17 protein-coding genes and 1 tRNA gene are annotated in these 23,412 nt (G+C 72.3%); 10 read left to right on the plus strand and 8 right to left on the minus strand.

Annotated elements, in window-relative coordinates; translation table 11 throughout:
• Positions 1-70: 70 nt before the first annotated feature.
• Together WMF42_RS32220 and WMF42_RS32225 are read right to left on the minus strand one after the other, a co-directional pair.
• Complete coding sequence (locus WMF42_RS32220) at positions 71-256, minus strand: hypothetical protein (protein WP_437686647.1); 186 nt, start codon at positions 254-256, stop codon at positions 71-73.
• A 439-nt stretch (positions 257-695) separates the two neighbouring features.
• Positions 696-2,066, minus strand: coding sequence for an FAD-binding oxidoreductase (locus WMF42_RS32225; RefSeq protein ID WP_437686649.1), 1,371 nt, complete (start codon positions 2,064-2,066; stop codon positions 696-698).
• Positions 2,067-2,265: 199 nt separating this feature from the next.
• On the opposite strand from WMF42_RS32225, the gene WMF42_RS32230 reads away from it, so the two are divergent.
• Positions 2,266-2,340, plus strand: a tRNA-Gly gene (locus WMF42_RS32230).
• Between the two features lie 23 nt (positions 2,341-2,363).
• Here WMF42_RS32230 and WMF42_RS32235 read toward each other — a convergent pair.
• Genes WMF42_RS32235 through WMF42_RS32245 form a run of 3 tightly spaced genes read right to left on the minus strand, consistent with a single transcriptional unit; the run spans position 2,364 to position 5,093 of the window.
• Complete coding sequence (locus tag WMF42_RS32235) at positions 2,364-3,383, minus strand: DUF2891 domain-containing protein (protein WP_437686650.1); 1,020 nt, start codon at positions 3,381-3,383, stop codon at positions 2,364-2,366.
• Between the two features lie 28 nt (positions 3,384-3,411).
• Positions 3,412-4,368: a DUF979 domain-containing protein gene (locus WMF42_RS32240; RefSeq protein ID WP_061608443.1), complete on the minus strand. Its 957-nt coding sequence runs from the start codon at positions 4,366-4,368 to the stop codon at positions 3,412-3,414.
• Positions 4,365-5,093, minus strand: a complete 729-nt coding sequence (locus WMF42_RS32245; protein ID WP_437686652.1) for a DUF969 domain-containing protein — start codon at positions 5,091-5,093, stop codon at positions 4,365-4,367. Before WMF42_RS32245 ends, WMF42_RS32240 begins: the two co-directional genes overlap by 4 nt.
• A 229-nt stretch (positions 5,094-5,322) precedes the next feature.
• Between WMF42_RS32245 and WMF42_RS32250 the strand changes: the two genes are divergently transcribed.
• The 3 genes from WMF42_RS32250 to WMF42_RS32260 all read left to right on the plus strand — a co-directional run bounded on the left by WMF42_RS32250 (position 5,323) and on the right by WMF42_RS32260 (position 9,345).
• The gene (locus tag WMF42_RS32250) at positions 5,323-5,778 is read left to right on the plus strand and encodes a GNAT family N-acetyltransferase (protein WP_437686654.1); all 456 of its coding nucleotides are present in this window, start codon (positions 5,323-5,325) and stop codon (positions 5,776-5,778) included.
• Positions 5,779-6,891: 1,113 nt separating this feature from the next.
• Positions 6,892-7,227 (plus strand): hypothetical protein, encoded by a 336-nt coding sequence (locus tag WMF42_RS32255; RefSeq protein ID WP_437686655.1) that lies wholly within the window; start codon positions 6,892-6,894, stop codon positions 7,225-7,227.
• Between the two features lie 213 nt (positions 7,228-7,440).
• Positions 7,441-9,345: a DUF3105 domain-containing protein gene (locus WMF42_RS32260; protein WP_437686657.1), complete on the plus strand. Its 1,905-nt coding sequence runs from the start codon at positions 7,441-7,443 to the stop codon at positions 9,343-9,345.
• 79 nt (positions 9,346-9,424) lie between these two features.
• Here the strand turns inward: WMF42_RS32260 and WMF42_RS32265 are convergent, their stop codons facing one another.
• From WMF42_RS32265 to WMF42_RS32275, 3 genes are read right to left on the minus strand one after another with little or no spacing between them, the layout of a single operon-like run.
• A complete protein-coding gene (locus WMF42_RS32265) occupies positions 9,425-11,686 on the minus strand; it encodes a molybdopterin cofactor-binding domain-containing protein (protein ID WP_437686659.1) in 2,262 nt (753 codons plus the stop codon).
• A 2-nt stretch (positions 11,687-11,688) separates the two neighbouring features.
• Positions 11,689-12,147: a (2Fe-2S)-binding protein gene (locus tag WMF42_RS32270; protein ID WP_061608491.1), complete on the minus strand. Its 459-nt coding sequence runs from the start codon at positions 12,145-12,147 to the stop codon at positions 11,689-11,691.
• Positions 12,144-12,791: a hypothetical protein gene (locus WMF42_RS32275; RefSeq protein ID WP_061608499.1), complete on the minus strand. Its 648-nt coding sequence runs from the start codon at positions 12,789-12,791 to the stop codon at positions 12,144-12,146. Before WMF42_RS32275 ends, WMF42_RS32270 begins: the two co-directional genes overlap by 4 nt.
• A 725-nt stretch (positions 12,792-13,516) precedes the next feature.
• Between WMF42_RS32275 and WMF42_RS32280 the strand changes: the two genes are divergently transcribed.
• From WMF42_RS32280 to WMF42_RS32305, 6 genes are all read left to right on the plus strand, one after another.
• On the plus strand, positions 13,517-15,037 hold the full coding sequence (locus WMF42_RS32280; RefSeq protein ID WP_437686662.1) for a serine/threonine-protein kinase: 1,521 nt from the start codon (positions 13,517-13,519) through the stop codon (positions 15,035-15,037).
• Between the two features lie 12 nt (positions 15,038-15,049).
• Entirely contained in the window at positions 15,050-15,991 is a 942-nt protein-coding gene (locus WMF42_RS32285) for a PEGA domain-containing protein (protein WP_437686664.1), read from the plus strand.
• Positions 15,988-16,677 carry a hypothetical protein gene (locus tag WMF42_RS32290; RefSeq protein WP_061606595.1) on the plus strand — a complete coding sequence of 230 codons (690 nt, stop codon included), beginning with the start codon at positions 15,988-15,990 and terminating at the stop codon, positions 16,675-16,677. Before WMF42_RS32285 ends, WMF42_RS32290 begins: the two co-directional genes overlap by 4 nt.
• A 115-nt stretch (positions 16,678-16,792) precedes the next feature.
• Positions 16,793-20,563 carry an ATP-dependent RNA helicase HrpA gene (gene hrpA / locus WMF42_RS32295; protein ID WP_437686666.1) on the plus strand — a complete coding sequence of 1,257 codons (3,771 nt, stop codon included), beginning with the start codon at positions 16,793-16,795 and terminating at the stop codon, positions 20,561-20,563.
• A 156-nt stretch (positions 20,564-20,719) separates the two neighbouring features.
• Positions 20,720-21,757, plus strand: a complete 1,038-nt coding sequence (locus WMF42_RS32300; protein WP_437686668.1) for a hypothetical protein — start codon at positions 20,720-20,722, stop codon at positions 21,755-21,757.
• Entirely contained in the window at positions 21,751-23,394 is a 1,644-nt protein-coding gene (locus WMF42_RS32305) for a serine/threonine-protein kinase (RefSeq protein ID WP_437686670.1), read from the plus strand. The genes WMF42_RS32300 and WMF42_RS32305 overlap by 7 nt, the downstream gene beginning before the upstream one ends.
• Positions 23,395-23,412: the final 18 nt, after the last annotated feature.

The raw sequence follows: 23,412 nt of genomic DNA on the forward strand, positions 1-23,412 counted from the left end.
CGAGCGAGGCGGGAGACCACCAGCAGAATCGGTGGGGTCTCCGCCTCGCTCGCGAGCCCGGACGACCCTGCTAGCTGATGCAGCCAGCCTTCTTCGAGATGCAGCCGGCCTTCCTCGAGATGCAGCCGGCCTTCCTCGAGATGCAGCCGGCCTTCCTGGCCACGCCGCCGGCGCGCGCCGGCTCACCGGCCGAGTTGGCCGCGACCCACTGATTCCAGAGATGATCCTGGGCGATCCGCTGAATCAACTGCTTCATTCGAGCCTCCTTGATGGTGGATGACGCATGGACGACGCACACCTCCACAGCCCGCGCGCTGCTGCGGTCGTGTGCCCCCGCGGCCCGACGGACACCATTGTGTTCCGCCTGACCGTCTCGGTGACTATATTGGAGCACCAACGACGGTCAAGCGATCTGCATCATCGATTGAAGTCACATAACGAGCATCGATGACCCGATTCCGGGATGCGTCGCGCCACCACGCGATCCGGTGACAGGGCCGCTTCAGGCGCGGCGCGACGTTCTCGCCACGCGCGCCGGCGATCCCACGATTGACGCAACGCCATCCCGATTCGCCGCGAACCCCCGCACAGACGCCTTCATGATGGCGTGGCGGCTCGCCCGGCCGCGGCCGGGGCATCTGCCCGCGCTCGACGGGGCATGCAGGCGCGGCGGCGTCGGCTCGGCGCAGGCCGCCTCAGCGTTTGCCGGGCGGCGCGACCACCTTCCCCGGGTTCAGGAGTCCCGCCGGGTCGAAGGCGTCCTTGATGCGGTGGTGCAGCTCGAGCGACGCCGCGCCGAGCTGGCGGGCCAGGAAGCCGCGCTTGAGCGTGCCGACGCCGTGCTCCCCGGTGATCGTGCCGCCGAGCTCCAGCGCCTGCGCCATCACCGCCTCGAAGGCCGCGACCGCGCGCGCCTCGGCGGCGGCGTCGGCGCGATCGAAGACGACCAGCGGGTGCAGGTTGCCGTCGCCGGCGTGCGCCACCGTGCCGACCATGGTCTCCGACGCGGCGACGATCGCCTCGATGCGCCGGAACATCTCCGGCAAGAGCGGCAGCGGCACCGCGACGTCGTCGACGAGCACCGTGCCGAGCCGCTGGAGCGCCGTCAGCGCGAGGCGGCGCGCCGTGAGCAGCATCTGCCCCTCGCCCTCGTCCTCGGTGGCGGCGACCATCGTCGCGCCGGCCTCCTCGCAGGCCTCCTGCATCCGGGTCAGCTCGGCGGAGCCGGGCGCGTCGCTCTGCGCGATCAGCATCGCCGCAGCCTCGGTGTCGAGCTCGAGCCGCGCGTGGGCCTCGACCGCGCGGAGGCTCGTGCGGTCCATGATCTCGAGCAGCGAGGCGTCCACCGACCGGACGATCGCCGCGACCGCCCTCCCCGAGGCCTCGAGCGACGCGAACGTCGCGACGAGCGTTGTCGACGGCGGGGGCCGCCGCCGCAGGCGCAGCGTGACCTCGGTGATCATCGCCAGGGTGCCCTCGGAGCCGACGAGGAGCCGCGTCAGGTCGTAGCCCGCGACGTCCTTGCGGCTGCGGCCGCCGGTGCGGACCACCGTCCCGTCCGCGAGGACGGCCTCCAGGCCGAGCACGTAATCGGCCGTGACGCCGTACTTCACGCAGCACAGCCCGCCGGCGTTGGTGGCGACGTTGCCGCCGATCGTCGAGATGGCGTAGCTCGACGGGTCGGGCGGGTACCACAGCCCCCGCTCGCGCACGGCGGCCTTGAGATCGCCGTTGAGCACCCCCGGCTGGACGACCGCGAGCATCGCCGCCTCGTCGATCGCGACGATCCGGTTCATGCGCTCGAAGCTCACCACCACGCACCCGTCGCCGGCGGTCGCCCCGCCCGCCACCCCGGTCCCGGCGCCGCGCGGCACCAGCGCGACGCGGTGCCGCGTCGCCCACCGCGCCAGCGCCTGCACCTCCGCCGTCGACGACGGCCGCGCCACCGCGCGCGGCCAGCCGCCGGTCGCCCAGATCGCCTGATCGTGGCGATACCCCTCGATCACATCCCTGTCGGTGACCAGGCCGTCGCCCAGCGCGAGGGCGAGCTCGTCCAGCGCGCTCATGGCCGCACCGACGCTACCGGCGACGATCTCCACCGTCAACGTCCCCGCCTCGCCCCGCACGGACGTCCGCGCGCGAGGGCTGCCGCGGATCGCGGGGCGCGCCGGCGCCGAGCTCCTCGTGCCGGAGCAAGCGCCGCGATCTCGCACGTCAGCGCTTGACTAAGGCGACGCCGGTTGGTACTCCTCCGCCGCGCAGTTCGCGGGAGTAACTCAGTGGTAGAGTGCAACCTTGCCAAGGTTGACGTCGCGGGTTCAAATCCCGTCTCCCGCTCCACAGTCTAGACCTTGCAGCGGACGTCAGTCCGCGCCATCGCTCAGTGCGAGCAGGGCGAAGCTCGCGAGCCAGTGCTCGCCCATGTAGTCGCCCGCGATGTGCGGCAGGCTGGCGTCGAGGTGCCGCGCGGCGGCGTCGAGCGCGCGGGCGCGGACGGGATCTCCCCCGGGCAGCGCGGCCGCGAGCGAGCGCCAGCACCAGGCGCGGCTCAGGTTGAGCCCGTCGAGGTGGGCGATCTTGCCGTCGCTCCTGTCGCTGACCGTCGCGGGCAGGAACAGCGTGGCCGGCTCGCCCTGCGCCGCGCGCGGCAAGAACCGCGCGAACCAGCCGCGGAACTCCGGCCCGGGCAGGACGCGCCGCATGCACTCGGCCTCCGTGAGCGCGGGCGAGAGGAAGTCGTCCTGCGAGGGCTCCCACGCCTGGCAGTCCTCGTCGCGGCCGTACCACGCCCGCGCGGCCTCGGCGCAGCGCCGCGACAGCCGCGCGTCGCCCTTCACGGCGGCGTACTCGAGCGCGAGCGCCAGGGCGAAGGCGGTGTTCGTGTGCGCGCCGGCGCGGACCGGGTACGTGGCCCGGGGCAGGAACTCGAGGAAGCGCTCGGCGAACGCGTCGCCGAGCGGGGCCAGCGCCGCCGACCACCGGCGACCTTCCTCGGTGTCGTACCGCGCGAGCTCGGCCGCGAGCAGGAGCAGCCACGCCCACCCGTATGGCCGCTCGAAGCCGCGGCTGGACGGCCGCTGGAGATAGGTCAGCTCGGCGGCGACCTTCTCGCCCGTGAGCTGTGCTTCGAGCAGCGCGCGCACCTGCGCGGCGCCCGGCCCGCCGGGGAAGAGGCGGAGGGTCCGCGCGAGGAGCCAGTGGCCGTGCACGCACGAGTGCCAGTCGAAGCTGCCGTGAAAGAGGGGGTGCAGCTCGCGCGGGCCCTTCACGTCCTCGGGGCCGGCCATGACGTGATCGAGCTTGTGCGGGTACTCCCGCGTCACGTGCCCGAGGGCGATGGCGGCGAGCTGCGAGGCGATCTCGGGGGTCAGGGCGTGCGTCATGGGACCTCGGCGCGGGATCAGCGTGGAATCAGCGTGGAAAGGCGAGCAGGTACAGGAGGAGCGTGTTCCCGACCAGCAGGAGCAGCGCGGTGGGGAGCTGCGCCTTGATCACGCCGTCGCGATCGGGCAGCCCGAGCAGCGCCGCGGGCACGACGTTGAAGTTCGCGGCCATGGGGGTCATCAGCGTCCCACAGAAGCCGGACAGCATGCCGATGGCGCACACGATCGCCGGATCGCCGCCGAAGCGGCGCACGAGCAGGGGCAGCCCCACCGCGGCGGTCATGACCGGGAACGCCGCGAACGCGTTGCCCATGATCACGGTGAACACCGCCATGCCCACGGTGTAGGCCGCCACCGCGGCGAACCGGCTGCCGGGCGGGATCACGCCCCCGGCCAGGTTCCCGACAACGTCGCCGACGCCGGCCGCCGCGAACACGACGCCGAGCGCGGCCAGCATCTGGGGCAGGATCGCCGCCCAGCCCACCGTGTCGAGCAGCCGCCGGCCTTCCTGGAGCGGAGCGAGCAGCGGGGGGCGCAGCCACGCCACGGACGCCGCGAGCGCCAGCACCACGCCGAGGGCGAGCGAGATCAGCGTGGCCTGCCCCGGGTCGAGCAGCGGGGTCCCGAGGATCTCGATCCGCCGGAGGACCAGCGTGCCCAGGAGGGCGGTCGCCGGGACGATCAGCGCCGGGACGAAGAGGCGGTCTCCGCGCCGCTCGGCGCTGGCGAGCCGCTCCTCGCGCGTCGTCGTGGCGGGGCGACCCTGCCCCAGGCCCCCGAGGCCGGCCAGGAGCACGAGCGCGATCACGAGCACCCCGTTGCCGAGATCCCCGAGGCGCGGGCCGAAGAGGAAGCTCGTCGCCAGGAGGCCCCAGAACAGGGCGTTCTTCCAGCGCTTCTGGTTCTCGCTGTCGGCCGCGCCCAGGAGCGCCGACGCCGCGAAGAACAGCCCTCCCGCGGCATAGCCGAAATCGAGCGTGATCATTCGCGCGCGTCCCCGGCACCTTCGTGGGCTGCGTGGGCTGCGTGGGCTGCGTGGGAGACGCGGGCGAGCTCGCGCCGGAGCCGCCGGTCGAGCAGGAGGAGCCGTGTCCCGTGGATGAGGAGCGCCAGGACCGCCGTGGGGATGGCCCAGATCGACACCTGGAGCGGCTCGACAAGGATCCCGTTCTGCTCGAGAAACCCCTTGATGAGCAGGATCGACGAGATGGCGAGGAAGATGTCCTCTCCGAAGAACAGCGCCACGTTGTCGGCCGCCGCCGCGGAGGCGCGGATCAGCCAGCGCGTCCTGTCCGGCAGCGGCCCGTACCGGTTCTCCGCCGCGCCCTCGGCCATGGGCGCGATCAGCGGGCGGACCATCTGCGCGTGGCCGCCCAGCGAGGTCAGGCCGAGGGCCGCGCTGAGCTGCCGTATCATGAAATACACAAGCAGGAGCCGCCCGGTCGTGGCGGTCCTCACCCGCGCTACAAGCGCGCGCGCCCGCTCCTGGAGGCCCGAGCGCTCCAGGAGGCCGATGACCGGCAGGACCAGCCAGACAAGGCTGACATAGCGGTTGTCGTTGAACGCCTTGCCCAGGGCGGAGATCCCCTGGATCGGGCTCATCCCCGCCGAGAGGCTGGTCACGAGGGCCGCCGCGGCGACGACGAGAAGCGGATTCAGCCGGGCGACGAAGCCGACGACCACGACCGCGACCCCGAGGAGCGTGAGCATGCTTCCTCCCTGGTGCTCGCGGGCAACCTCGCACGCCGGCGAGGGCGTCGTCCACGGGCGCGCGCAGGACCACGGGCGCCGCAGGACCCTGCGCCCGGCGATCCGCGCTTGACGCCGGCCGGCGCGTCGACGAGTGGCCTCCCGGAGCGCGACGAACACAGGGGTCGCTGGAGAAGCCGCCAGGGACCCAGGATCGCCCAGCATGTCCGCGGAACGGAGGATCGCCGCAGTGGAGCACCAGGCAAGCGAAGACATCGTCATCTCGTCCGACAAATCTCTCCTCGACCTCGATCGGATCCACGCCGTCCTCGCGTCGGCCTACTGGTGCAAGGGCATCCCCCGCGAGGTCGTCGAGCGGGCCATCCGCGGCTCGCTCTGCTTCGGCGTCTACAAGGCAGGAGCGCAGATCGGGTTCGCCCGGGTGATCACCGACCACGCGACGTTCGCGTACCTGGCCGACGTGTTCATCGTCCAGGAGGAGCAGGGAAAGGGCTACGGCAAGGCGCTCATCGCCCACGTCACCGAGGCCCTCGGCCGCCTCCGGCTGCGGCGGACGCTGCTCGCCACCGCGGACGCGCACGGGCTCTACCGGCAGTACGGCTTCACGCCGCTCGGGAAGCCGGACACGTTCATGGAGATCAACGTCAAGGATATCTATCAGCAGGGCAAAGAGGGGACGTCGTAGCCGCGGGCGCGCCGCCCTGCCCGAGCTCCGGCACAGCCCCAGGCGCGCCACCCCCGCCGGGCGGGTGCGCCGAGCACCTCCATGACCCGTACCATGTCGCGCGCCACCCCGTCCTTGGCGTAGGCGGCGTGATCGGGCCCGGATCGCGGTTTTCCGTGGCAGGGGTTCGTCCGCGCCGGCCCAGTGGAACAACGCCCCTCCACGATCTGTTCATCCCGCCGAACCACTGAGCCGATCAGGGGAAGCGTTGCGCCACGGCGTCCGCCTACCGCCCTACTAGGGCGGTCAGCGCCCACAACGGGTCTCGATATCTGAGCTGAACGGCCCTCGATGTCTGCACTGCCCCTGCGCCTCGGCCGGAGCCGACATCTGCACTGCACCTGCGCCTCGGCCGAAGCCGTGGCGCGACGGCTATCTAGAACGTATCGCAGACCACGATCCCAAACTACACATGTGCAAGAGTACGGGCTCCTTACTGCGCACGCACTGCTCGCGTCCAATATAGAACATCGTGCATACCGGATCTCTCAGGTGAGCTGAATATGTCCCTGGCACCGACGATGTTGTCGGGCACGAGCTCAAACTTTCTAAAAGGGGCGAACCTGGACAACCCAGAATCGACCGGCGTGTAGGATGTTTACGGTGCCCTCGCTGCACTCCCGTTCGTCCCGGCGGCCGCGTGGATCCGTTCGAGTCAGCACTTTGTTTCCGATGCGCGCACGACCAATTCCGTCGAGCATGTACTCAACGATCTCCATACTGCGGATTCTTCGGGATTTGCAGCGACTCGGCTGGCGTGCGACCTGCCGCCCAGGTACGTCTGAACTGCTCTTCGATGCCCGCGGGAGTTACGACGGGGTCTGACGAGGACCGTTGATGACGAGTCGAACCGAACGGCTCGTCCCCCGGAATGATGCGCCGAGGCCGGAGCACCGTGCCTGGTCAGATCCGTCGCGACACTGCTTCACAACAACCGGCAAAGGCCAATCGCGCCGCTGGCCCAGCACGTGCAAACCCCGCCAATCGAAGTCAGTTACCTCCACAGCCCATGAGGCTGTGAGTGCTCGTTCAACAGTTTCGGTACGCAGTACCAAATACCAACGGAGGGTTCGAATGATCACCAACAAGATGCCGCTTCGCTCCGAGGACCTCGTGAACCAGGCCGCGCTGATGCTGCCCGAGCGCGAGATGATGGATACGATTAGCATTTCCCAGTCGGGAACCATCATGCAGACCGGGACGGCAACGGCCAATAACGGCTCGAACGCCGCGGTCACTCTCGCGGCCACCATCTGTAATCAGCTCGCCGTTGCCCTGGTCCTCTATGCAGATTATTCCGAGGCCGATGCTGATAAGGCCTACCAAGACTGCATGGCCGACGCGGACACTGACCAGGAGGTCGAGGAGGAGGAGAAGAAGAAGCCCGGGCACGAGAGCGAGCCGCACTGAAGTAGCACACGCCCAGGAGGAGAGCTCCTGGGCGTTCGCCGACGGATCGATTCGGGAGTGGCGTGGCGGGCTCAGGTCCGCCACGCCACTCTCGGCTTTGGAGTTCGATGACGCACGCTCGGACGAGCCCTCCCGGGCGATCGCCGATGGTCTGATCCGAGCGTGGCGTGTCGGGCTCACGTCCGGCACGCCGTTCGCCGCGTTGGAGAGGACATGACGATGACCGACATGGGCGTACTCTCATGCCAAGACGGTGACGCCGAGCGTGCTGCGTCGGGCACCGCAGACCAGCATACCGCCTTGATACACGCGCACGAGCGCCCTCGACTCGCGCCGAGCGTCGAGCTCATCGGTGAGATGAAGGGCACCGGCTTCAAGGATCGGCAGTGGCTTGTCCAACGTGACGGCCAGTTCATCCAGCTCACGGAGCTGCTCTACCGCATCGCTGAATGCGCCGACGGCCAGCGCACGCATGAAGCGATCGCCGAGCGTGTCACTGCGTCGACCCCCTGGCTGGTGACAGCCGACAACGTGCGCGAGCTCATCCAGACCAAGCTCGTCCCGTCAGGGCTCATGGCTCCCGCGGCTGGGGCTGTCGCGCCGCGCGGAGGCGTCCCCGGCAATGGAGAGCCCCGGTCGTCGCTCCGGCTCAAGTTCCGCAAGCAGGTGATCGGCCCACACGGCATCGAGCCTATCGCCGCCGCGCTGCAGGTGCTTTATGCCCGGCCGATCTTGATCCCGGTCCTGGTAGCGGCAGCGATCACCCACGGCTGGCTGTACTTCGTCCACGGGGTGGCTGGCAGCTTTCTCGATCTTTTCTACCGGCCCTGGGCGTTGCTCATCGTGATGGGCGTCATGGTCGTGTCAAGCGTCTTCCACGAGTTCGGTCATGCTTCCGCGCTGCGGTACGGCGGCGGTAAGGCACGTGGGATGGGCGTAGGACTGTATCTCGTTTACCCTGCGTTCTACACCGACGTGAGCGACAGCTACCGGCTCAGCCGCGTGGCCCGCGTGCGGACCGACCTCGGAGGCTTCTACTTCCACCTGATCTTCGCCATGGGCATCATGGCGGTTTACCTGGTCACCAGGCAGGAGTTCCTGTTGGTGGTGGTGGTGCTGATCAACGGGAATATTGGCCACCAGCTCTTACCGTACGTGCGGATGGACGGCTACTGGGCGCTCGCCGACATCACGGGCATTCCGGACTTCTTCTCGCAGATGGGGCCGTTTGTGGCGAGCCTGTTCCCGCGGTTGAAGCCCGGCGTGAGCCGGCTTCCGCCGCTGAAGCCCTGGGTCAGACGGGTATTCATCGTTTACACCCTCCTGGTCGTCCCCTTCCTGGCGCTGCTCTCTTTCTCCCTGGTCGAGTACCTGCCCCGTCTCCTCAAGACAACATGGTTTTCACTGGTCTACCAGATGAGGCTCTTCTCGATCGCCTGGGGCGAGGGCACCTTCGCGGTGATGGTCGTATCGAGCTTGAACATGCTCCTGCTGGCGTTGATGGCGTTCGGGGGCATGTACATGTTCTACAGTATCATCGGGGGCTACCTCAAGAGCATCTGGAACTGGAGCAAATCCAAACCGATACGTCGCCCCGCCGGAGCGGCGGCCGTCGCGGCGCTCTTCGGCGTCATAGGCCTTCTCTGGGCACCGCAGGTCCGGTCCCTGGATACCTCGCCCCCTCGCGGCGTGAAGAGGTTCGCGGTGCCACAGCGCAACGAGGTCCGGGGGCCGGTCGTATACAAGCAGAACCCGCCCGTGGGTGGAGACCACGCGCCGGAATGGCAGAACTGCGGCTTTTATGACGCCCCCGTTCTCAACGAGCACGCCGTTCACTCGATGGAACATGGCGCCGTGTGGATCACCTACCGGCCGGACCTGCCCAAACACGAGATCGATACGCTGCGCGCGCTGGCCAGAGGACAGCCCTACGTGCTCGTGAGCCCCTATGCCAATCTGCCCGCGCCTGTGGTCGCGTCGGCGTGGGGCCGCCAGTTGCACCTCCTTTCGACGGAGGACGCGCGTATCGACCAGTTCCTGCGGGCCTTCCGGAACGGCACGCAGGCGCCGGAGAGCGCCGGGCCTTGCACCGGGGGCGTCGGAACACCGAGGCGGTGATCCAGGAAGTCTTCAGGTGCTGTGACCGAGCCCGCGGCGGGGCCGTTTCACGAGAAGGGGTCCGCTGCGGCCGCCCCCGTCACAATCCCAGGCGCCGCAGCGGCAGCTCCCGCGCGCGCGTCTTCGTCAAGGCGAACACAGCGTTCGCTATCGCGGGCGCCACCGGCGGCACCCCCGGCTCCCCGACGCCCCCGGGCGGCGCGTCGCTCTTCACGATCTCCACGTGGATCCGCTGCGGCACCTCCGGGCTCCGCACCACCGGGTAGTCGCGGAAGTTCGTCTGCTCGACCGCGCCGCCCTTCACCGTGATCGCGCCGTGGAGCGCGACGCTCATCCCGAACACGACAGCGCCCTCCATCTGCGAGCGCACCCGATCCAGGTTGATCACCGTGCCCGGGTCCGCGACGAGCCACACCTCGTCGACCTTCACCTTGCCGAGCGCGTCCTTCGAGACCGCGGCGACAACGGCCACGTACGTGAGGAAGCTCCGGTGCGCGGCGAGCCCCACCGCGCGCCCCGCCTTGCGCGCGGCGTCCCACCCCGACAGCTCCGTCACCCGGTCGATCACGTGCCGCAGGCGGCCCACGTCGACCGGGTGCTGCTCGATCGGCGCCCCGTAGTTGGGGACCTTGTCCACGCCGAGCTCCGCCGGCGTCGCCCGCCGCGCCGGGCCGAGCACCTCGAGCAGCACCTCGCGCGGATCCGCCTGCCGCGCGTGCGCGATCTCGTCGATGAAGCTCTGCACGGCGAAGGCGTGGAAGATGTTGCAGACCGACCGGAGCCAGCCGATCCGGACGTGCGCCGGCGCGTCGCACGCCTCGACGCGGACGTTCGGGGCCGAGAGCGCCAGGTCGAGCACGCCGAGGCCGAGCTCGCCCTCGCTCGGGGTCTTCGCCTTCGCGTCGAACGTCGACGGGATCGGCGGGAACGCCGTCCGGTGCTGCCACGCCGTCACCTTGCCGGCCGCGTCGAGCCCCGCCCTGAGGTGCTGCGCGCTCACGCTGTGGAAGTAGCCGCTCTGCACGTCGTCCTCGCGCGTCCACTGCACGCGCACCGGCGCGCCCATGGCCCGCGCGAGCAGCGCCGCCTCGGCGCAGTAGTCCGGCTTCGACTTCCGCCCGAAGCCGCCGCCGAGCAGCGTCACGTGCACCGTGACGTTCGCCTCGTCGAGGCCAAGCGCCCGCGCCACCTCGGTGCGCGCCGCCTGCGGGTTCTGCGTCGGCGCCCACACCTCGCACCCCTTCGCGTCGACCTTCGCCACCGCCGACGGCGGCTCCATCGCCGCGTGCGCCAGGTGCGGCACGTAGTACTCGGCCTCGATCGTGCGCGCCGCCGCCTTGAACGCCGCGTCCACGTCGCCGACCTTCCGCACGACCTTGCCCGGCGCGCGCACAGCCGACAGCAGCGCCTCGCGGTAGCTCGCCGAGTCGTACGCCGCGTTCGCGCCGTGATCCCACGTGACGTGCAGCGCCGCCCGGCCGCGCATCGCCGCCCACGTCGAGTCCGCCACGACCGCCACGCCGCCGAGCGGCTGGAACCCGACAGCGCCGCCCTTCGGCCCCGGCAGATCCACGAGCTTCTTCACGCCCGGCACGGCCAGCGCGCGCGCGCCGTCGTACCGCACGACCTTGCCGCCCACGACCGGCGGGCGCGCGATCACCGCGGTGAGCATGCCCGGCAGCCGCACGTCCGCGCCGAACTGGGCCTTGCCCGTCACGATCGCCGGCCCGTCGAGCAGCGGCAGCATGCCGCCGACGCGCTTGAGCTCCGCCACCGGGCGGAGCGCGACAGTCTTCTCGTCGGGCACCGGGAGCTTCGCCGCGTCGGCCACGAGCTCGCGGAAGTCCAGCGAGCGCTTCGTCTTCGCGTGGTGGACCGCGTGCTGCTCGGCGACGCACTCGGCGGCGGGCACCCGCCACCTCTTCGCGGCGACCGCGACGAGCATCGCCCGCGCCGTCGCGCCCACGCGCCGCATCGGCTCGTAGCCGTTGCGCACGCTGCGCGATCCGTCGGTGTTCTGATCGCCGTAGGCCTTGTCGCCGTCGCCTTGCACGATCTTCACCCGCGCCATGTCGGCGCCGAGCTCGTCGGCGATCAGCACCGGCAGCGAGCTGCGGATCCCCTGCCCCATCTCGGACCGGTGGCAGACGATCGACGCCGTGCCGTCGGGCGCGAGGTGCAGGAACACCCCGGTCCGGAGCCCGGGCTCCGCCGGCGCGCCCGCGGGCGCGGCGGGCGCGGCCTCGGCATCGTCGGCGAGCCCGAGCGCGAGCCCGGAGACAGCGAGCCCGAGCCCCGCGAGGAAAGAGCGGCGGAGGAGGACGACGCGTTGCTGTTCCATCTTCACTCCGTGGGGAGGCCGGCGGCCTTGCGGACCGCCGCCCGGATGCGCGTGTACGTCCCGCACCGGCAGATGTTGCCGGCGAGCGACCTGTCGATGTCCTCGTTCGAGGGCCGCGGGTTCTTCCGCAGGAGCGCGGCCGCGCTCATGATCTGTCCCGATTGGCAGAAGCCGCACTGCGGGACGCCGAGCTCCACCCACGCGCGCTGGAGCGGGTGATCGCCGCCCGGGCTGAGCCCCTCGATGGTCGTCACCGAGCCGCCCGCGGCGCGCTTCACCGGCGTCACGCACGCGCGCACCGTCTCGCCGTCGAGGTGCACGACGCACGCCCCGCAGAGCGCCTGACCGCAACCGTACTTCGTCCCCGTGAGGCCGAGCACGTCGCGCAGCACCCAGAGGAGCGGCATCTCGGGATCCACGTCGAGCTTCAGCTCGGCGCCGTTCACCTTCAGGATGATCATGGACGGGCCTCCTCGGGCGGGCACGCGGCACCCGCCTTCACCCACGCATCGACGAGCGCGCCGAACTGCGCCTGCGTGCCGGGCGCCTTCGTGCGGCCGTGGCCGGGCGCCCACCCCCACGCCACGAGCGCGTCGCGCGCGGAGTGCTCGACGATCTGCGCGAGCGTCTTCTTGCCGTTGCGCGCCGGATCCTTGATCTGCGCGCAGATCGCGGCCGGCGACCTGCCGAGCCACGCCATCTCCGCCGGCGCGAGGTGCCAGCCGGGCGCGCCGGGCACGCGCGCGAGCTCGAGGTTCTGCACCTGGTGGCACGACGTGCACTCCATCGCTGCCACCCCGCGATCGCGCGGCCCGCGCTCGGCCGGCGGGCTGTGGCGCTCGCCGCTGTCGCCCTGGCGCGGGACGCCGTCGTGCGGATGGCAGTTCACGCAGCGCGGGTGCAAGAGCACCTTGCTCGCCTCGAGGAAGATCGAGGCCGCGCGCGCGTCGTTGTCCTGGATCGACGCGAACGCCTCCGGGCTGCGGAGCTCGCCCGGCGCGACGGGGGGAAGGACGACAGGCTTCGGCGCCTCCGCGGGACGGGCGTCGCACGCCGCGGCGAGGAGGCCGACGCCCGCCAGGAACCAGAGGTGGAGAGGCTGCATCGCGCGGCCTAGACTGCTGGCTTCGAGCGCGCAGCACAAGACCTTCGTCGCGCTCGCGCGCCGCAGACGCTCGCCCGCTCGCGCGGCGGCCTGAGCCGTGAAGCGCCCCGCGATCGCCTCGATCCGACCCGTCATCGAGGCGCGCGATCGCCGCGCCGCGCCGGTGTCCTCGACTCCGCGCTCGACCTCGCCGGGGTGCGCAGCGCTCCGCAGGATCGTTGACGTCGGCAATGGCACACAGGCGTGGCGCGTTGTCGTCGGCGGCGACGCCGCGCTCGAATGCATGTCCGTCGCCTCGCTCTCTCCACATCGCGAGCTCGGCGCTGCCAGCGGCGCCCCGCAGCGAGGCTCGCGCACCGGAGGGCCTCGCGATGCGCTGTTGAAACACGGGCGCCGCTCTGGCGCTCTCGCGCGGAAATACAGCGCGACCCCCATCCGTTCAGCGCTGGGGTCAACGACGGAAACCTGCTGGCGCCGCCGCTGGTTCGAGCGACGTCATCGCCCTCACGATGCGGCGCGCCCGCAACCCGCGACGACAGCGGCCGTACGTGGGAGCAGCGCGCGCCGCGACGAGCGCCCGCCGCGGCCATCGTGCGTGTAGCGAACTGTCACGCGGGATCTGTGCAGCGCGGCCGCACGCCACGATGCGCCACGGCGACTCCAGCTCATGGCCGCCTATCCATCGAATCCGGACGCTGGCTCGCCGCATGCAAGCCGGCTCCGGCATGAGCAAGACGGTAGGAATGGGCGAGGCCACCCGGCTGTCGCCGCGCCTGATCGCCCCGGCTGAGGCAACCTGCCACACCGTGCCGTCGAGCTCGGAGCGCGGGCCCCTGCCGGGAATGCAGGTGGGCTCCCAGCTCCGGCTCATCCGCGCGCTCGGCCAGGGCGGGATGGGGAGCGTCTGGCTCGCCGAGCACACAGCGCTCAAGACCCAGGTCGCGGTGAAATTCCTCCGCGACATGTACGTCGATCACCCGCTCGCCGTCGTGCGCCTCCACCGCGAGGCCGAGGCGGCCGCCCGGATCCAGAGCCCGCACGTCGTGCGCGTGTTCGACGTCGGGTTCACCGATCAGGGTGTCCCCTACATCGTGATGGAGCACCTCGAAGGGCAGACGCTGCACGACCTCGTGGAGCGCCGCGGGCGCCTCTCGCTGAGCGAGGCGGTGTGCATCCTGCGCCAGCTCGGCGCGGCGCTGGCCAGGGCCCACGAGGCGGGCATCGTCCACCGCGACATCAAGCCCGAGAACATCTTCCTCGTGGAAGGCGAGCGGGAGCCCTTCGTGAAGGTGCTCGACTTCGGCATCGCCAAGAACACCGTCGAGGAGGCCGAGCGGCTCACCGTCACGGGCGCCATCATGGGGACCCCGCACTTCATGTCGCCGGAGCAGATGGCGGGCGGAGCGCGGGTCGGACCGCACAGCGACCTCTGGGCCCTCGGCGTCGTGGCCTACTTCTGCCTGACCGGGAAGACCCCCTTCAACGGCGCCACCATCGCGGCTGTCGCTGTCGCCATCGACCGCGGGCCGCCCCCGCCGCCGTCCCGGCTCGCCCCGGGGCTCCCGCCCGCGATCGACGCCTGGGTCCTCTCGCTGCTCGAGCCGGACCCGGCGCGCCGCGCCCAGAGCGCCCGCGCCGTCCTCGACGCGCTCGACGCCGCCCTCGCCGCCCCGCAGGGCCCGCGGGCCGCCGGCGAGACCGAGATCATGCCGCCGCGCGAGGCGCTCGCCTCGGTCGAGGGCTTCTCGTCGCTCGTGACGACGCTGCTGCCGTTCGGCACGCTCGGCGACGGCTCGCCGCGGAAGCTGGCGCGCGCGCGCACCTGGGCCATGGCCGCGGCCGCCGTCATGGGCGTCAGCACGCTGGCCTGGGCGGGCGTCTCCGGCGTGGCCCGGACGGCGCCGGCGGCGCAGAGCACGACGCTCTCCATGATCGGGAGCGACCCCGCGGAGCCCGCGGCCCCGCCGGCCGCCGAGCCCGCGGCCCAGTGCGCCACGCCCGCGCCGCGGCCCGCGGCCCAGGCCAGAGCGCCGCAGCCCGAGGCGTCCGCCGCATCCGCGACGCCCGCCGCATCCGCGACGCCCGCCGCATCCGCGACGCCCGCCGCATCCGCGACGCCCGCCGCATCCGCGACGCCCGCCGTCGTCCCGGGCACGCCCGCCGCCCAGGCTGCGCTCGCCAGCCCCGCTGCGCCGCCGGTCAAGAAGGTCGCGAACCGCAGGGTGCGCCGCGATCTCGGCTTCTGACAGAGGAGAGCCATGCACCCCGGGCCCAGGACGCTGCTGCTGCTCGCCGGCCTGATCCTCGCGGCCGCGCCGGCGCTCGCCGCCCAGGCGCCGGAGACCGGCGGCGGCGACGCCGACGAGAAGGCGCGGAGCGAGGCCCGCGAGCTCGTGTACGCGGGCGACGAGTTCTTCGCCCAGAAGCGGTATGCCGAGGCGCTCCGCGCCTACCAGCGCGCCGAGCGGCTCGTCCGCGTGCCCACGACCTCCATCGAGGTGGCGAAGACGCTGACGGCCATCGGGCGGCTCAGCGAGGCGCGCGAGCTCGCGTCGACGATCGCCGCGTCGCGCGCGACCCCGGGGGAGCCCTGGCCGTTCATGCAGGCGCGGCGCCGGGCCGAGGCCCTTCGCGACGAGCTCGACGAGCGCATCCCGCGGCTCCGGGTGACGATCGCGCCCGGCCCGGCCAGCGCGAGGCTCCGGGTCGACGGCCAGCCGATGAAGGCCTCGGCCGAGGGATCCCCGATCGACCCGGGCAACCACTGGGTCGAGGTCGAGGCCGAGGGCTACGTCGGCGCCCGGCAGCGGGTCTACGTCCCCGAGGGGGAGGTCACGACGCTGGACATGGCCCTCACGCGGGTGTCCACCCCGGACGGCGGCGGCGCCAGCCCGTGGGTCATCGGCGGGTTCGTTGCCTCGGGCGCCGGCCTCGCGGTGGGGCTCGGCGCGGGCGTGGCCTACCTGAACGCGAGGAGCGACCTCACCGAGGCGTGCCGGCAGGGCACCGCGCGCTGCTCGGGCGACGCGCGGGGCGGCGCGAACACGCTCGGCTGGGTCTCGAACGTGGGGTTCGGCCTTGCGATCGCGGGCGCGGCCGTCGGGGGGCTCGCCCTGGGCCTGGAGACCTCGACGGGGCCGGCCTCGAGCGTCACGTGGGCCGTCGGGCCCGGCTACATCGGCGTACAGGGGACGTTATGACGACGCGGATCGCAGCGCTGTGCCTCTTCGCCGCGTCGGTCGCGGGGTGCCAGCTCATCGCCCCGCTGCCCGGCGCTGAGGGCGAGGGCGGCAGCCCCCCGAGCCTGGACGGCGGAGAGATCGACGCCGGAGAGGGCGAGGCGAGCCAGGGAACCGAGGTCACGCCGCCTCCGCCGGAGGAGACAGGCCCCTGCGAGGTCGCCGCTTGCTCGACGCACTGCGCCCTGTCGATCGATGCCTGCGAGCTCACGCCGCAGTACCCGTCGGCCGAGACGTGCTGCGCTGCCTGCGAGGCGATGCCGTCGCCCGCGGAGTACGCCGCGTGCCGCGCGGTCACGGCGGGCGATCCTGCGGCCTGCACCGCCAGCGGGCTGCTCGGCCCCGCGGACGCCGACGGGTGCGTCGGGCGGTGCGAGGCGGTCTGCGCCCTCTACACGGCGCTGTGCCCCGAGACGCTCGCGCTGACGAGCCTCGAGAGCTGCATGCTCCTGTGCCTGGCCGCGGACGCGCCGCCCATCTTCAATGCGTGCAAGCCGTTCAAGGAGGAGGGCTCGTTCGAGTGCCGCCTGCAGCTGATCTACAGCGCGCTCGAAGAGACGGACGACGCGAAGCGCAACCAGACGTGCCGCGACATCGTGCAAGGTCGCTGCCCGAAGCCGGAGTGCAAGGCCGACGACGACGATTGACGGCGCGCTCGCCCCCTGAAGGACGGCGCTCCGGCGCCGGCGCGGCGGGTCGCGCGCCGGCGAGCGCGCGCCTTCGGACGGCGCCCCGCGGCGAGAGATGCTACCCCCTCGCGCCGTGAGCACCCGCGTCCCGCAAGAGCAACCTGCCCCGCCGCCCACCCCCGGCGGCCGGACCTCGTCCCCGCCCCCCTCCGGGGGCCCGGTGCGCTTCCCCGAGGAGCTGCCCATCTCGGCGCGGGTGCTCGACATCGCCCGCGCCATCGAGGCGCACCAGGTGGTGATCGTCGCGGGCGAGACCGGCTCGGGCAAGACCACGCAGCTCCCCAAGATCTGCCTGGCCATGGGCCGCGGGCTGTCCGCCCGGATCGGCGTCACGCAGCCGCGCCGCATCGCCGCCACAAGCGTCGCGGCCCGCGTCGCCAAGGAGCTCAACGTCGAGCTGGGCAAGGAGGTGGGCTACAAGATCCGCTTCTCGGACCGGACGAGCCCGGCGACCTACGTCAAGTACATGACCGACGGCATCGTCCTGGCCGAGATCCAGGGCGATCCGCGGCTCTCGGACTACGACACGCTCATCATCGACGAGGCCCACGAGCGCAGCCTCAACATCGATTTTCTCCTCGGCTACCTCAAGCGCCTGCTGCCGAGGCGGCCGGATCTCCGCGTCATCGTCAGCTCCGCGACGCTCGAGACCGATCGATTCTCGGCCTTCTTCGGCGGGGCGCCCGTTATCGAGGTCTCCGGCCGCACCTACCCCGTGGAGGTCATCCACCGTCCCCCGGAGACCGGAGAGGCGGAGATCGCCGACGCCGTCGCCAACACGGTCGAGGAGATCACCTCCATCGATCCGCGCGGGGATATCCTCGTCTTCCTGCCGGGAGAGCGGGAGATCCACGACACAATGTCCGAGCTGGAGCGGCACGGCCTGCCCCACACGACGATGCTGCCGCTCTACGGGCGTCTCCCTCAGGGCGACCAGCAGCGGGTGTTCCAGTCGTTGCCCGGGCGGCGGATCGTGCTCGCGACCAACGTGGCCGAGACGTCGCTCACCATCCCGGGCATCGTGTATGTGGTCGACGCCGGGCTCGCGCGCGTCAACCGGTATAGCCCCCGGACGGGCGTCACCCAGCTCCAGATCGAGCCGATCTCGCGCGCGAGCGCCGACCAGCGCAAGGGGCGCGCGGGCCGCGTGCAGAGCGGCGTCTGCTTCCGGCTCTACGCCGAGCAGGACGACAAGGCGAGGCCCGCCTACACCGATCCGGAGATCCTGAGGGTCGGCCTCTCGGGCGTCATCCTCCAGATGAAGGCGCTCGGGCTCGGCGACATCGAGGATTTCCCCTTCCTCGACGCCCCGTCGAAGCGCGCCGTGGACGAGGGCTATCGGGTCCTCGAGGAGATCGGCGCCCTCGACGAGGCGGGCGCGCTCACCGACATCGGCCGGAAGCTCGCGAAGCTGCCGCTCGATCCGCGGATCGGCCGGATGGTCCTCGGCGGCGAGGCCGAGGGGGCGCTCGCCGAGGTGCTGATCATCGCCGCCGCGCTCGGGGTGCAGGACCCGCGGGAGCGGCCGCTCTCCGCGCAGCGGCAGGCCGACGACGCGCACCGGAGGTTCAAGGACGAGGGGTCGGACTTCGCCGGGCTCCTGAAGCTGTGGGCCTTTTACCAGGACGCGCAGGGCCGGCTCACCCAGAACCAGCTCCGGAAGATGTGCCGCGATCACTTCATCTCGTACCTCCGGATGCGCGAGTGGGTCGACGTGCACCGGCAGCTCAGCCGCATCACGCGGGACATGGGGTTCTCGCCGAACACAGCGCCCGCGAAGGGCGAGGCCATCCACCGCGCTGTCCTGCCCGGCCTGCTCAGCCGTATCGGCATGTGGAACCAGGAGCACAAGGTGTATCTCGGCGCCCGGCAGACGCGCTTTCAGCTCCACCCCTCGTCGGGGCTCGCGAAGAAGCCGCCCGCGTGGATCATGGCCGCCGAGCTGGTCGAGACATCGCAGCTCTTCGCCCGGATGGCGGCGGCCCTGGATCCCGCGTGGATCGAGGCCGCGGCCGGGCCGCTCTGCAAGCGCAGCTACAGCGACCCGCACTGGGCCGCGAAGCCGGCGGCCGTGATGGCCAGAGAGCAGGTGACGCTCTACGGGCTGCCGATCGCGCGCGACCGCAGGGTGGATTACGGGCCGATCGATCCGAGGGCGGCGCGCCAGATCTTCCTGCTGCACGCCCTGGTCCGGCAGGAGTACGCGACGCGCGCGCCGTTCATGGACGCGAACCGCAAGCTCTTCGAGGAGGTCAGCCGGCTGCGCGACAAGGCGAGGCGGAGCGAGATGCTGGCCGACGAGCACGCGCTCGAGCTCTTCTTCGACCGGCGCGTGCCCGAGGGGGTCTACAACGGCAAGACGTTCGAGGCGTGGCGCAAGGAGGCCGAGGCGAAGGATCCGCGGGTGCTCCACCTGTCGATCGCCGACGTCCTGCTCGACGAGGCCGCGGAGCTCTCGCCCGACCGCTACCCCGACGCGCTCGATCTCTACGGGGCGGCCGTGCCGCTCGCCTACCGCTTCGACCCGGGCGAGGACGACGACGGCGTCTCGCTCTCGCTGCCGCTCGTGCTCCTGCCGCAGGCCGATCCGGAGCAGCTCGAGTGGACGATCCCCGGGTGGCACGCCGAGAAGATCGCCCTGCTGCTGGAGACGCTGCCGAAGTCGCTCCGCAAGGCGCTCGTCCCGATGCGGGAGGTCGCCCGCGAGATCGCGGCCGATCTGCGGCCGTTCCAGGGCCCGATGCGGCCCGCGCTCGCGCGCGCTGTCGAGGACCGCACCGGCGAGCGCGTGCCGGCCGACGCCCTCCGGATCGAGGAGCTCCCGCCGTACCTGCGCTTCTATTTCCGCGTGATCGGCGAGGACGGCCGGGTGATCGGCGAGGGGCGCGACCTGCGGGAGCTCAAGGATCGCCTGTCCGGCCGGGCGCGCGACGCGTGGGCGAAGGTCGGCAAGGCGGGGATCGAGCGGGACGGCCTCACGTCGTTCAGCGTCGAGTCGCTGCCCGAGCGCGTGCAGGTCGACGCCGGGGGGCACAAGGTGTTCGGCTATCCGGCGCTGATCGACGGGGAGACCTCCGTGTCGGTGCGCGTGCTCGCCTCGAGGGCCGCGGCCGACGAGGCCACGCGCGCCGGGCTGCGGCGGCTGCTCTTGCTCCAGCTCGGGGGCAAGATGAGCCAGATCGAGCAGCCGCTGCGCAGCGCGGTGGCCGTGAGCGGGCTCGGCGCCCGGGTCGCGCCCGGCGAGCCCGGCCTCGCCCGGCAGATCGCGCTGCGCGCGCTCGACGAGGCGTTCCAGCTCGGCGATCCCGCCTCGTTCCCGAGGACGCGGCCCGCGTTCCAGGCGCGCCTGGACGACGGCCGGCGGTCGCTCCAGGGCGTGCTGGGCAAGCTCGCCGGGCTGGCGCGGGACATCGGCGTCGAGCTCGACCGCGTGCAGGCAATGCTCCGGTCGATGACGGGCAAGCCGGGCGCGCCGAGGCCTGCGCTCGACGACGCGCGCACGCAGGTCGAGCTCCTGCTGCCGGTCGGGCTCTTCTCGCGCGCCCCGCTCGACCGGCTCGCCCACCTGCCCCGCTACCTGCGGGCGGTCCAGGTCCGGCTCGAGCGGCTGCCCAACGGCCCGCAGAAGGACCAGGCCAAGGCGGCGCAGGTGCTGCCGTTCTGGCAGGATTACCTCAAGCACCACCAGGCGCTCCGCCAGAAGGGGGTGCCCGCGGAAGAGCTGGAGTCGTTCCGCTGGCTGATAGAGGAGCTCCGGGTCTCGCTGTTCGCGCCCGAGCTGAAGGCCGCTGTCCCCGTCTCGACGCAGCGGCTGTCGGAGCAGTGGAAACGGATGATGGGATAGCGCGGCCGGCGCGAGGAGCTGTGGGGCGCCGCCGCTCGCATTCCCACTGGGCGCATGAACTTCTCACGCCCAGGCCTCTTTTCTTGTTTCTCTGTCTCTCCTTGTTGAGCGCGGCAGGTTCCCCTTCGCCTGACCCGACCTGATATGTAGCTCGTCATGAGCGTGACGGCCTTGCGCGCCCTCTCTGGAGCGTTGATCCTCGCCGCGTCGGTCCTCCTGCCCTCTGTCGGTCGCGCCGGCACCGGGGCGAGCGAGGCGCAGAGTCGACTCGAGCGCTCGGCCGACAGGGCCGTGGCGGAAGGGCAGCTCGCGAAGGCGCGGGACCTCTGGCTTCAGGTATGGCAACTGGCCCCGTCCGAGAAGGCGGCGTGCAATGTGGGGCAGCTCGCGTTCCGTGTCGCGGACATGGTCAGAGCGGCGGAGTTTCTGGCCCTCTGTCTCGAGAGGACGCCGGCGCCCCGGAGCGCCGAGGAGCGCGAGCGATACGCGAGCCGGGCGCTGGATCTCGCGCGCGTGAAGCAGGAGGTCGGCGCGCTGACCTTCGCCGTGCCGCCGGGGGCGCAGCTCTCGATCGACGGCCGGCCCGTCGGTCAGGCGCCGCTCGGCCGGGAGGTCTACGTGGAGCCCGGCTCGCACCGCATCCGGGCGGCGCTCGGCGCGGCGGCGAAGGAGACCGCCGTCGAGGTGCGCGCGGGGGAGGCGCGCCTTCTGGTCATCGACCTTGCCCCGCTTGCCCCGCCGGCGCCGGCCGGCGGCCTTGCTCCGCCGGCGCCGGTCGGCGCTGAGCAGGCGACGCCGCGCGCGCCGGCGCCGGCGGGATGGCCAGAGGCGGCGGGGCCGGCTGCGACGGGGAGCGACGGACCGGCGACGGGGCTCGTCCTCCTGGGCGGCGCGGCGACCGCCGGATGCATCTCGCAGGGCGCGATTTTTCTCGCGGAGGCGAACGGCCACCAGCGCAGGTTCGACGACCTGCTCGCGCGCAACCACGGCGGCTACCGGATCGCCGGCGCGGAGCTGCAGCGCGCGCAGAGCGCCTACAGCGCCATGGGGCGCGCCGAGGAGCGCGCCGCGATCGCGCTGACCGCCGGCGCGCTCCTCGGCGCGGGGACGCTGATCTACGCGCTCTTTCCGAGGAGCCGCGGCCCCAGGGTGACAGCCGCCGGCACGCAGCTCGGCCTGGAGATGACATGGTAGACGGCGCTGGGCTCGGCTACCGGATCGTCGCGCAGCTCGCCGGCCGCGGTCGGGCGGACGTCTATGCCGCTGTGGATCGCGCGGGCAGGAGCGCGCTGCTGTACGTGAGCGCGTCGGTGCCCGAGGGGTTCCTCGACACGCTGGAGCGCCTCCGCGCGGTGAGCGCGCTCCTCGACGAGCTCCCGCGGGTGCTCGACGGCGGCGTCGGCGCCTCGTTCTGCTGGGCGGCGGTCGAGCGGTGCGACGGCCCGTCGCTGCGCGCGCTCCTCGAAGGCCGGTCGGGGGATCTCGGGCCGCCGTGGGCGCTCTCGCAGGTGGCCGAGTTCGCGGAGGTCCTGAGGACCGCTCACGCCGCGGGGACCTTCCACGGGGATCTCCGCCCGGAGACCATCGTGCTGTTCGGGGACGGCTCGTTCAAGCTCCCCGGCCTGGGCCTCGCGCAGCTCTTCGGCCTCGACGCGGCGGCAACGGCGTACCGCGCGCCCGAGCAGCTCTCGACGCCCGCGGTCCTCGACGAGCGGACCGACGTGTACGCGCTGGGCCTGGTCCTGTACGAGCTCCTCGGGCAGCGCCGGCCGTTCGAGGGGCGCGCGCCCGAGGAGCTCGCCCGCTGCGCCCTTCACGAGGCGCCCCCGGCGATCGAGACGGTCGTGCCGCTGCCGCCGTCGGTCGCCGGCGTCGTGAGGAGGGCCATCGAGAAGGACCCCGCCGCCCGGTATCGCGGCATGGAGGAGCTCATCGCGGCGCTCCACGCGGCGATCGAGGGCTGGTGTCGCTGGCAAGCCGAGCTGGAGCGGGGTGCAAAGCCGGGCCCAGGGTCCGGCGTGCGCGGCCCGAGGCCGGCCGCGGACAGCGCGCGGTCGTTGCATGCAGCGCCGCCCTCGCCGCCGATCGGGCCGCCCACGCTGCCCTCCGGCGTGACGAGCGGGTCACCTGGGGTCCTGGATGACGATGAGGCGCACCACGCGCCCTCTCTCGGCGCCTCCACTGGCCGTGAACAGCACCACGCGCCCTCTCTCGGCCCCTCGACGGGCCTCGGCCCCTCGACTCACAACGCGCCCGCTCCTGGGGCCTCGGCCGCGCTGCCCGAGGTGCCTCCGCTCCTGGTGCCCGAGCCGCCGCTCGCGCCGCCGCAGCCGACACCACCGCCCGCGCCGCCGGGCCCGGCCTCTTCTGTCGCATGGCGAGAGCCGACAGCGCCGCCTCTCGCGCTGCATCCGAGCGCGCCGACCTTGCCTGGACCTCGCCGCGGCCGCCGGCGGCTCGCGCTCGCGGCGGGCGCGCTGGCCCTCGCGGCGGCAGCGGCGCTCCTCGCCTGGTTCCAGCTTGTCTCGCCCCGAACAGCGCGCGTCCCGGCTGTTGCCCGCCTCCCGCGCCCCTGCGCGCTGGCCCCGCGTTCCGCGGATCCTCCGCCCGAGCCCCGTCCGGCCACGCCCGTCCCCCCCGATCTCCCGCCGCGCACCGCGCCCGTCCCGCCGCGCGCCCGCCTGGACACGCCGGCGCGCCCCCCGGCGACGGCGCGCCCCCCGGCGGCGGCTCGGCCCTTCGAGCCGGACGAGCCGCAGCCGCCCTGCGGCGCCGACTGGTACACCTGCGGAGCGCAGTGGCCAGGACCGCGCTCCACCTCATTCCGCTGAGTCGATTCGATTTACCAG

Origin of the sequence: Sorangium sp. So ce176, assembly GCF_051519835.1 — a bacterium.
Lineage (GTDB): Bacteria > Myxococcota_A > Polyangia > Polyangiales > Polyangiaceae > Sorangium > Sorangium cellulosum_G.

What these genes read in the sequence shown, in the direction of transcription:
- WMF42_RS32220 (WP_437686647.1), bottom strand. Translation starts at nt 256, where the DNA reads ATGAAGCAGTTGATTCAGCGGATCGCCCAGGATCATCTCTGGAATCAG.
- WMF42_RS32225 (WP_437686649.1), bottom strand. Translation starts at nt 2,066, where the DNA reads ATGAGCGCGCTGGACGAGCTCGCCCTCGCGCTGGGCGACGGCCTGGTC.
- WMF42_RS32235 (WP_437686650.1), bottom strand. Translation starts at nt 3,383, where the DNA reads ATGACGCACGCCCTGACCCCCGAGATCGCCTCGCAGCTCGCCGCCATC.
- WMF42_RS32240 (WP_061608443.1), bottom strand. Translation starts at nt 4,368, where the DNA reads ATGATCACGCTCGATTTCGGCTATGCCGCGGGAGGGCTGTTCTTCGCG.
- WMF42_RS32245 (WP_437686652.1), bottom strand. Translation starts at nt 5,093, where the DNA reads ATGCTCACGCTCCTCGGGGTCGCGGTCGTGGTCGTCGGCTTCGTCGCC.
- WMF42_RS32255 (WP_437686655.1), top strand. Translation starts at nt 6,892, where the DNA reads ATGATCACCAACAAGATGCCGCTTCGCTCCGAGGACCTCGTGAACCAG.
- WMF42_RS32260 (WP_437686657.1), top strand. Translation starts at nt 7,441, where the DNA reads ATGACGATGACCGACATGGGCGTACTCTCATGCCAAGACGGTGACGCC.
- WMF42_RS32265 (WP_437686659.1), bottom strand. Translation starts at nt 11,686, where the DNA reads ATGGAACAGCAACGCGTCGTCCTCCTCCGCCGCTCTTTCCTCGCGGGG.
- WMF42_RS32270 (WP_061608491.1), bottom strand. Translation starts at nt 12,147, where the DNA reads ATGATCATCCTGAAGGTGAACGGCGCCGAGCTGAAGCTCGACGTGGAT.
- WMF42_RS32275 (WP_061608499.1), bottom strand. Translation starts at nt 12,791, where the DNA reads ATGCAGCCTCTCCACCTCTGGTTCCTGGCGGGCGTCGGCCTCCTCGCC.
- WMF42_RS32280 (WP_437686662.1), top strand. Translation starts at nt 13,517, where the DNA reads ATGAGCAAGACGGTAGGAATGGGCGAGGCCACCCGGCTGTCGCCGCGC.
- WMF42_RS32285 (WP_437686664.1), top strand. Translation starts at nt 15,050, where the DNA reads ATGCACCCCGGGCCCAGGACGCTGCTGCTGCTCGCCGGCCTGATCCTC.
- WMF42_RS32290 (WP_061606595.1), top strand. Translation starts at nt 15,988, where the DNA reads ATGACGACGCGGATCGCAGCGCTGTGCCTCTTCGCCGCGTCGGTCGCG.
- WMF42_RS32300 (WP_437686668.1), top strand. Translation starts at nt 20,720, where the DNA reads ATGAGCGTGACGGCCTTGCGCGCCCTCTCTGGAGCGTTGATCCTCGCC.
- WMF42_RS32305 (WP_437686670.1), top strand. Translation starts at nt 21,751, where the DNA reads ATGGTAGACGGCGCTGGGCTCGGCTACCGGATCGTCGCGCAGCTCGCC.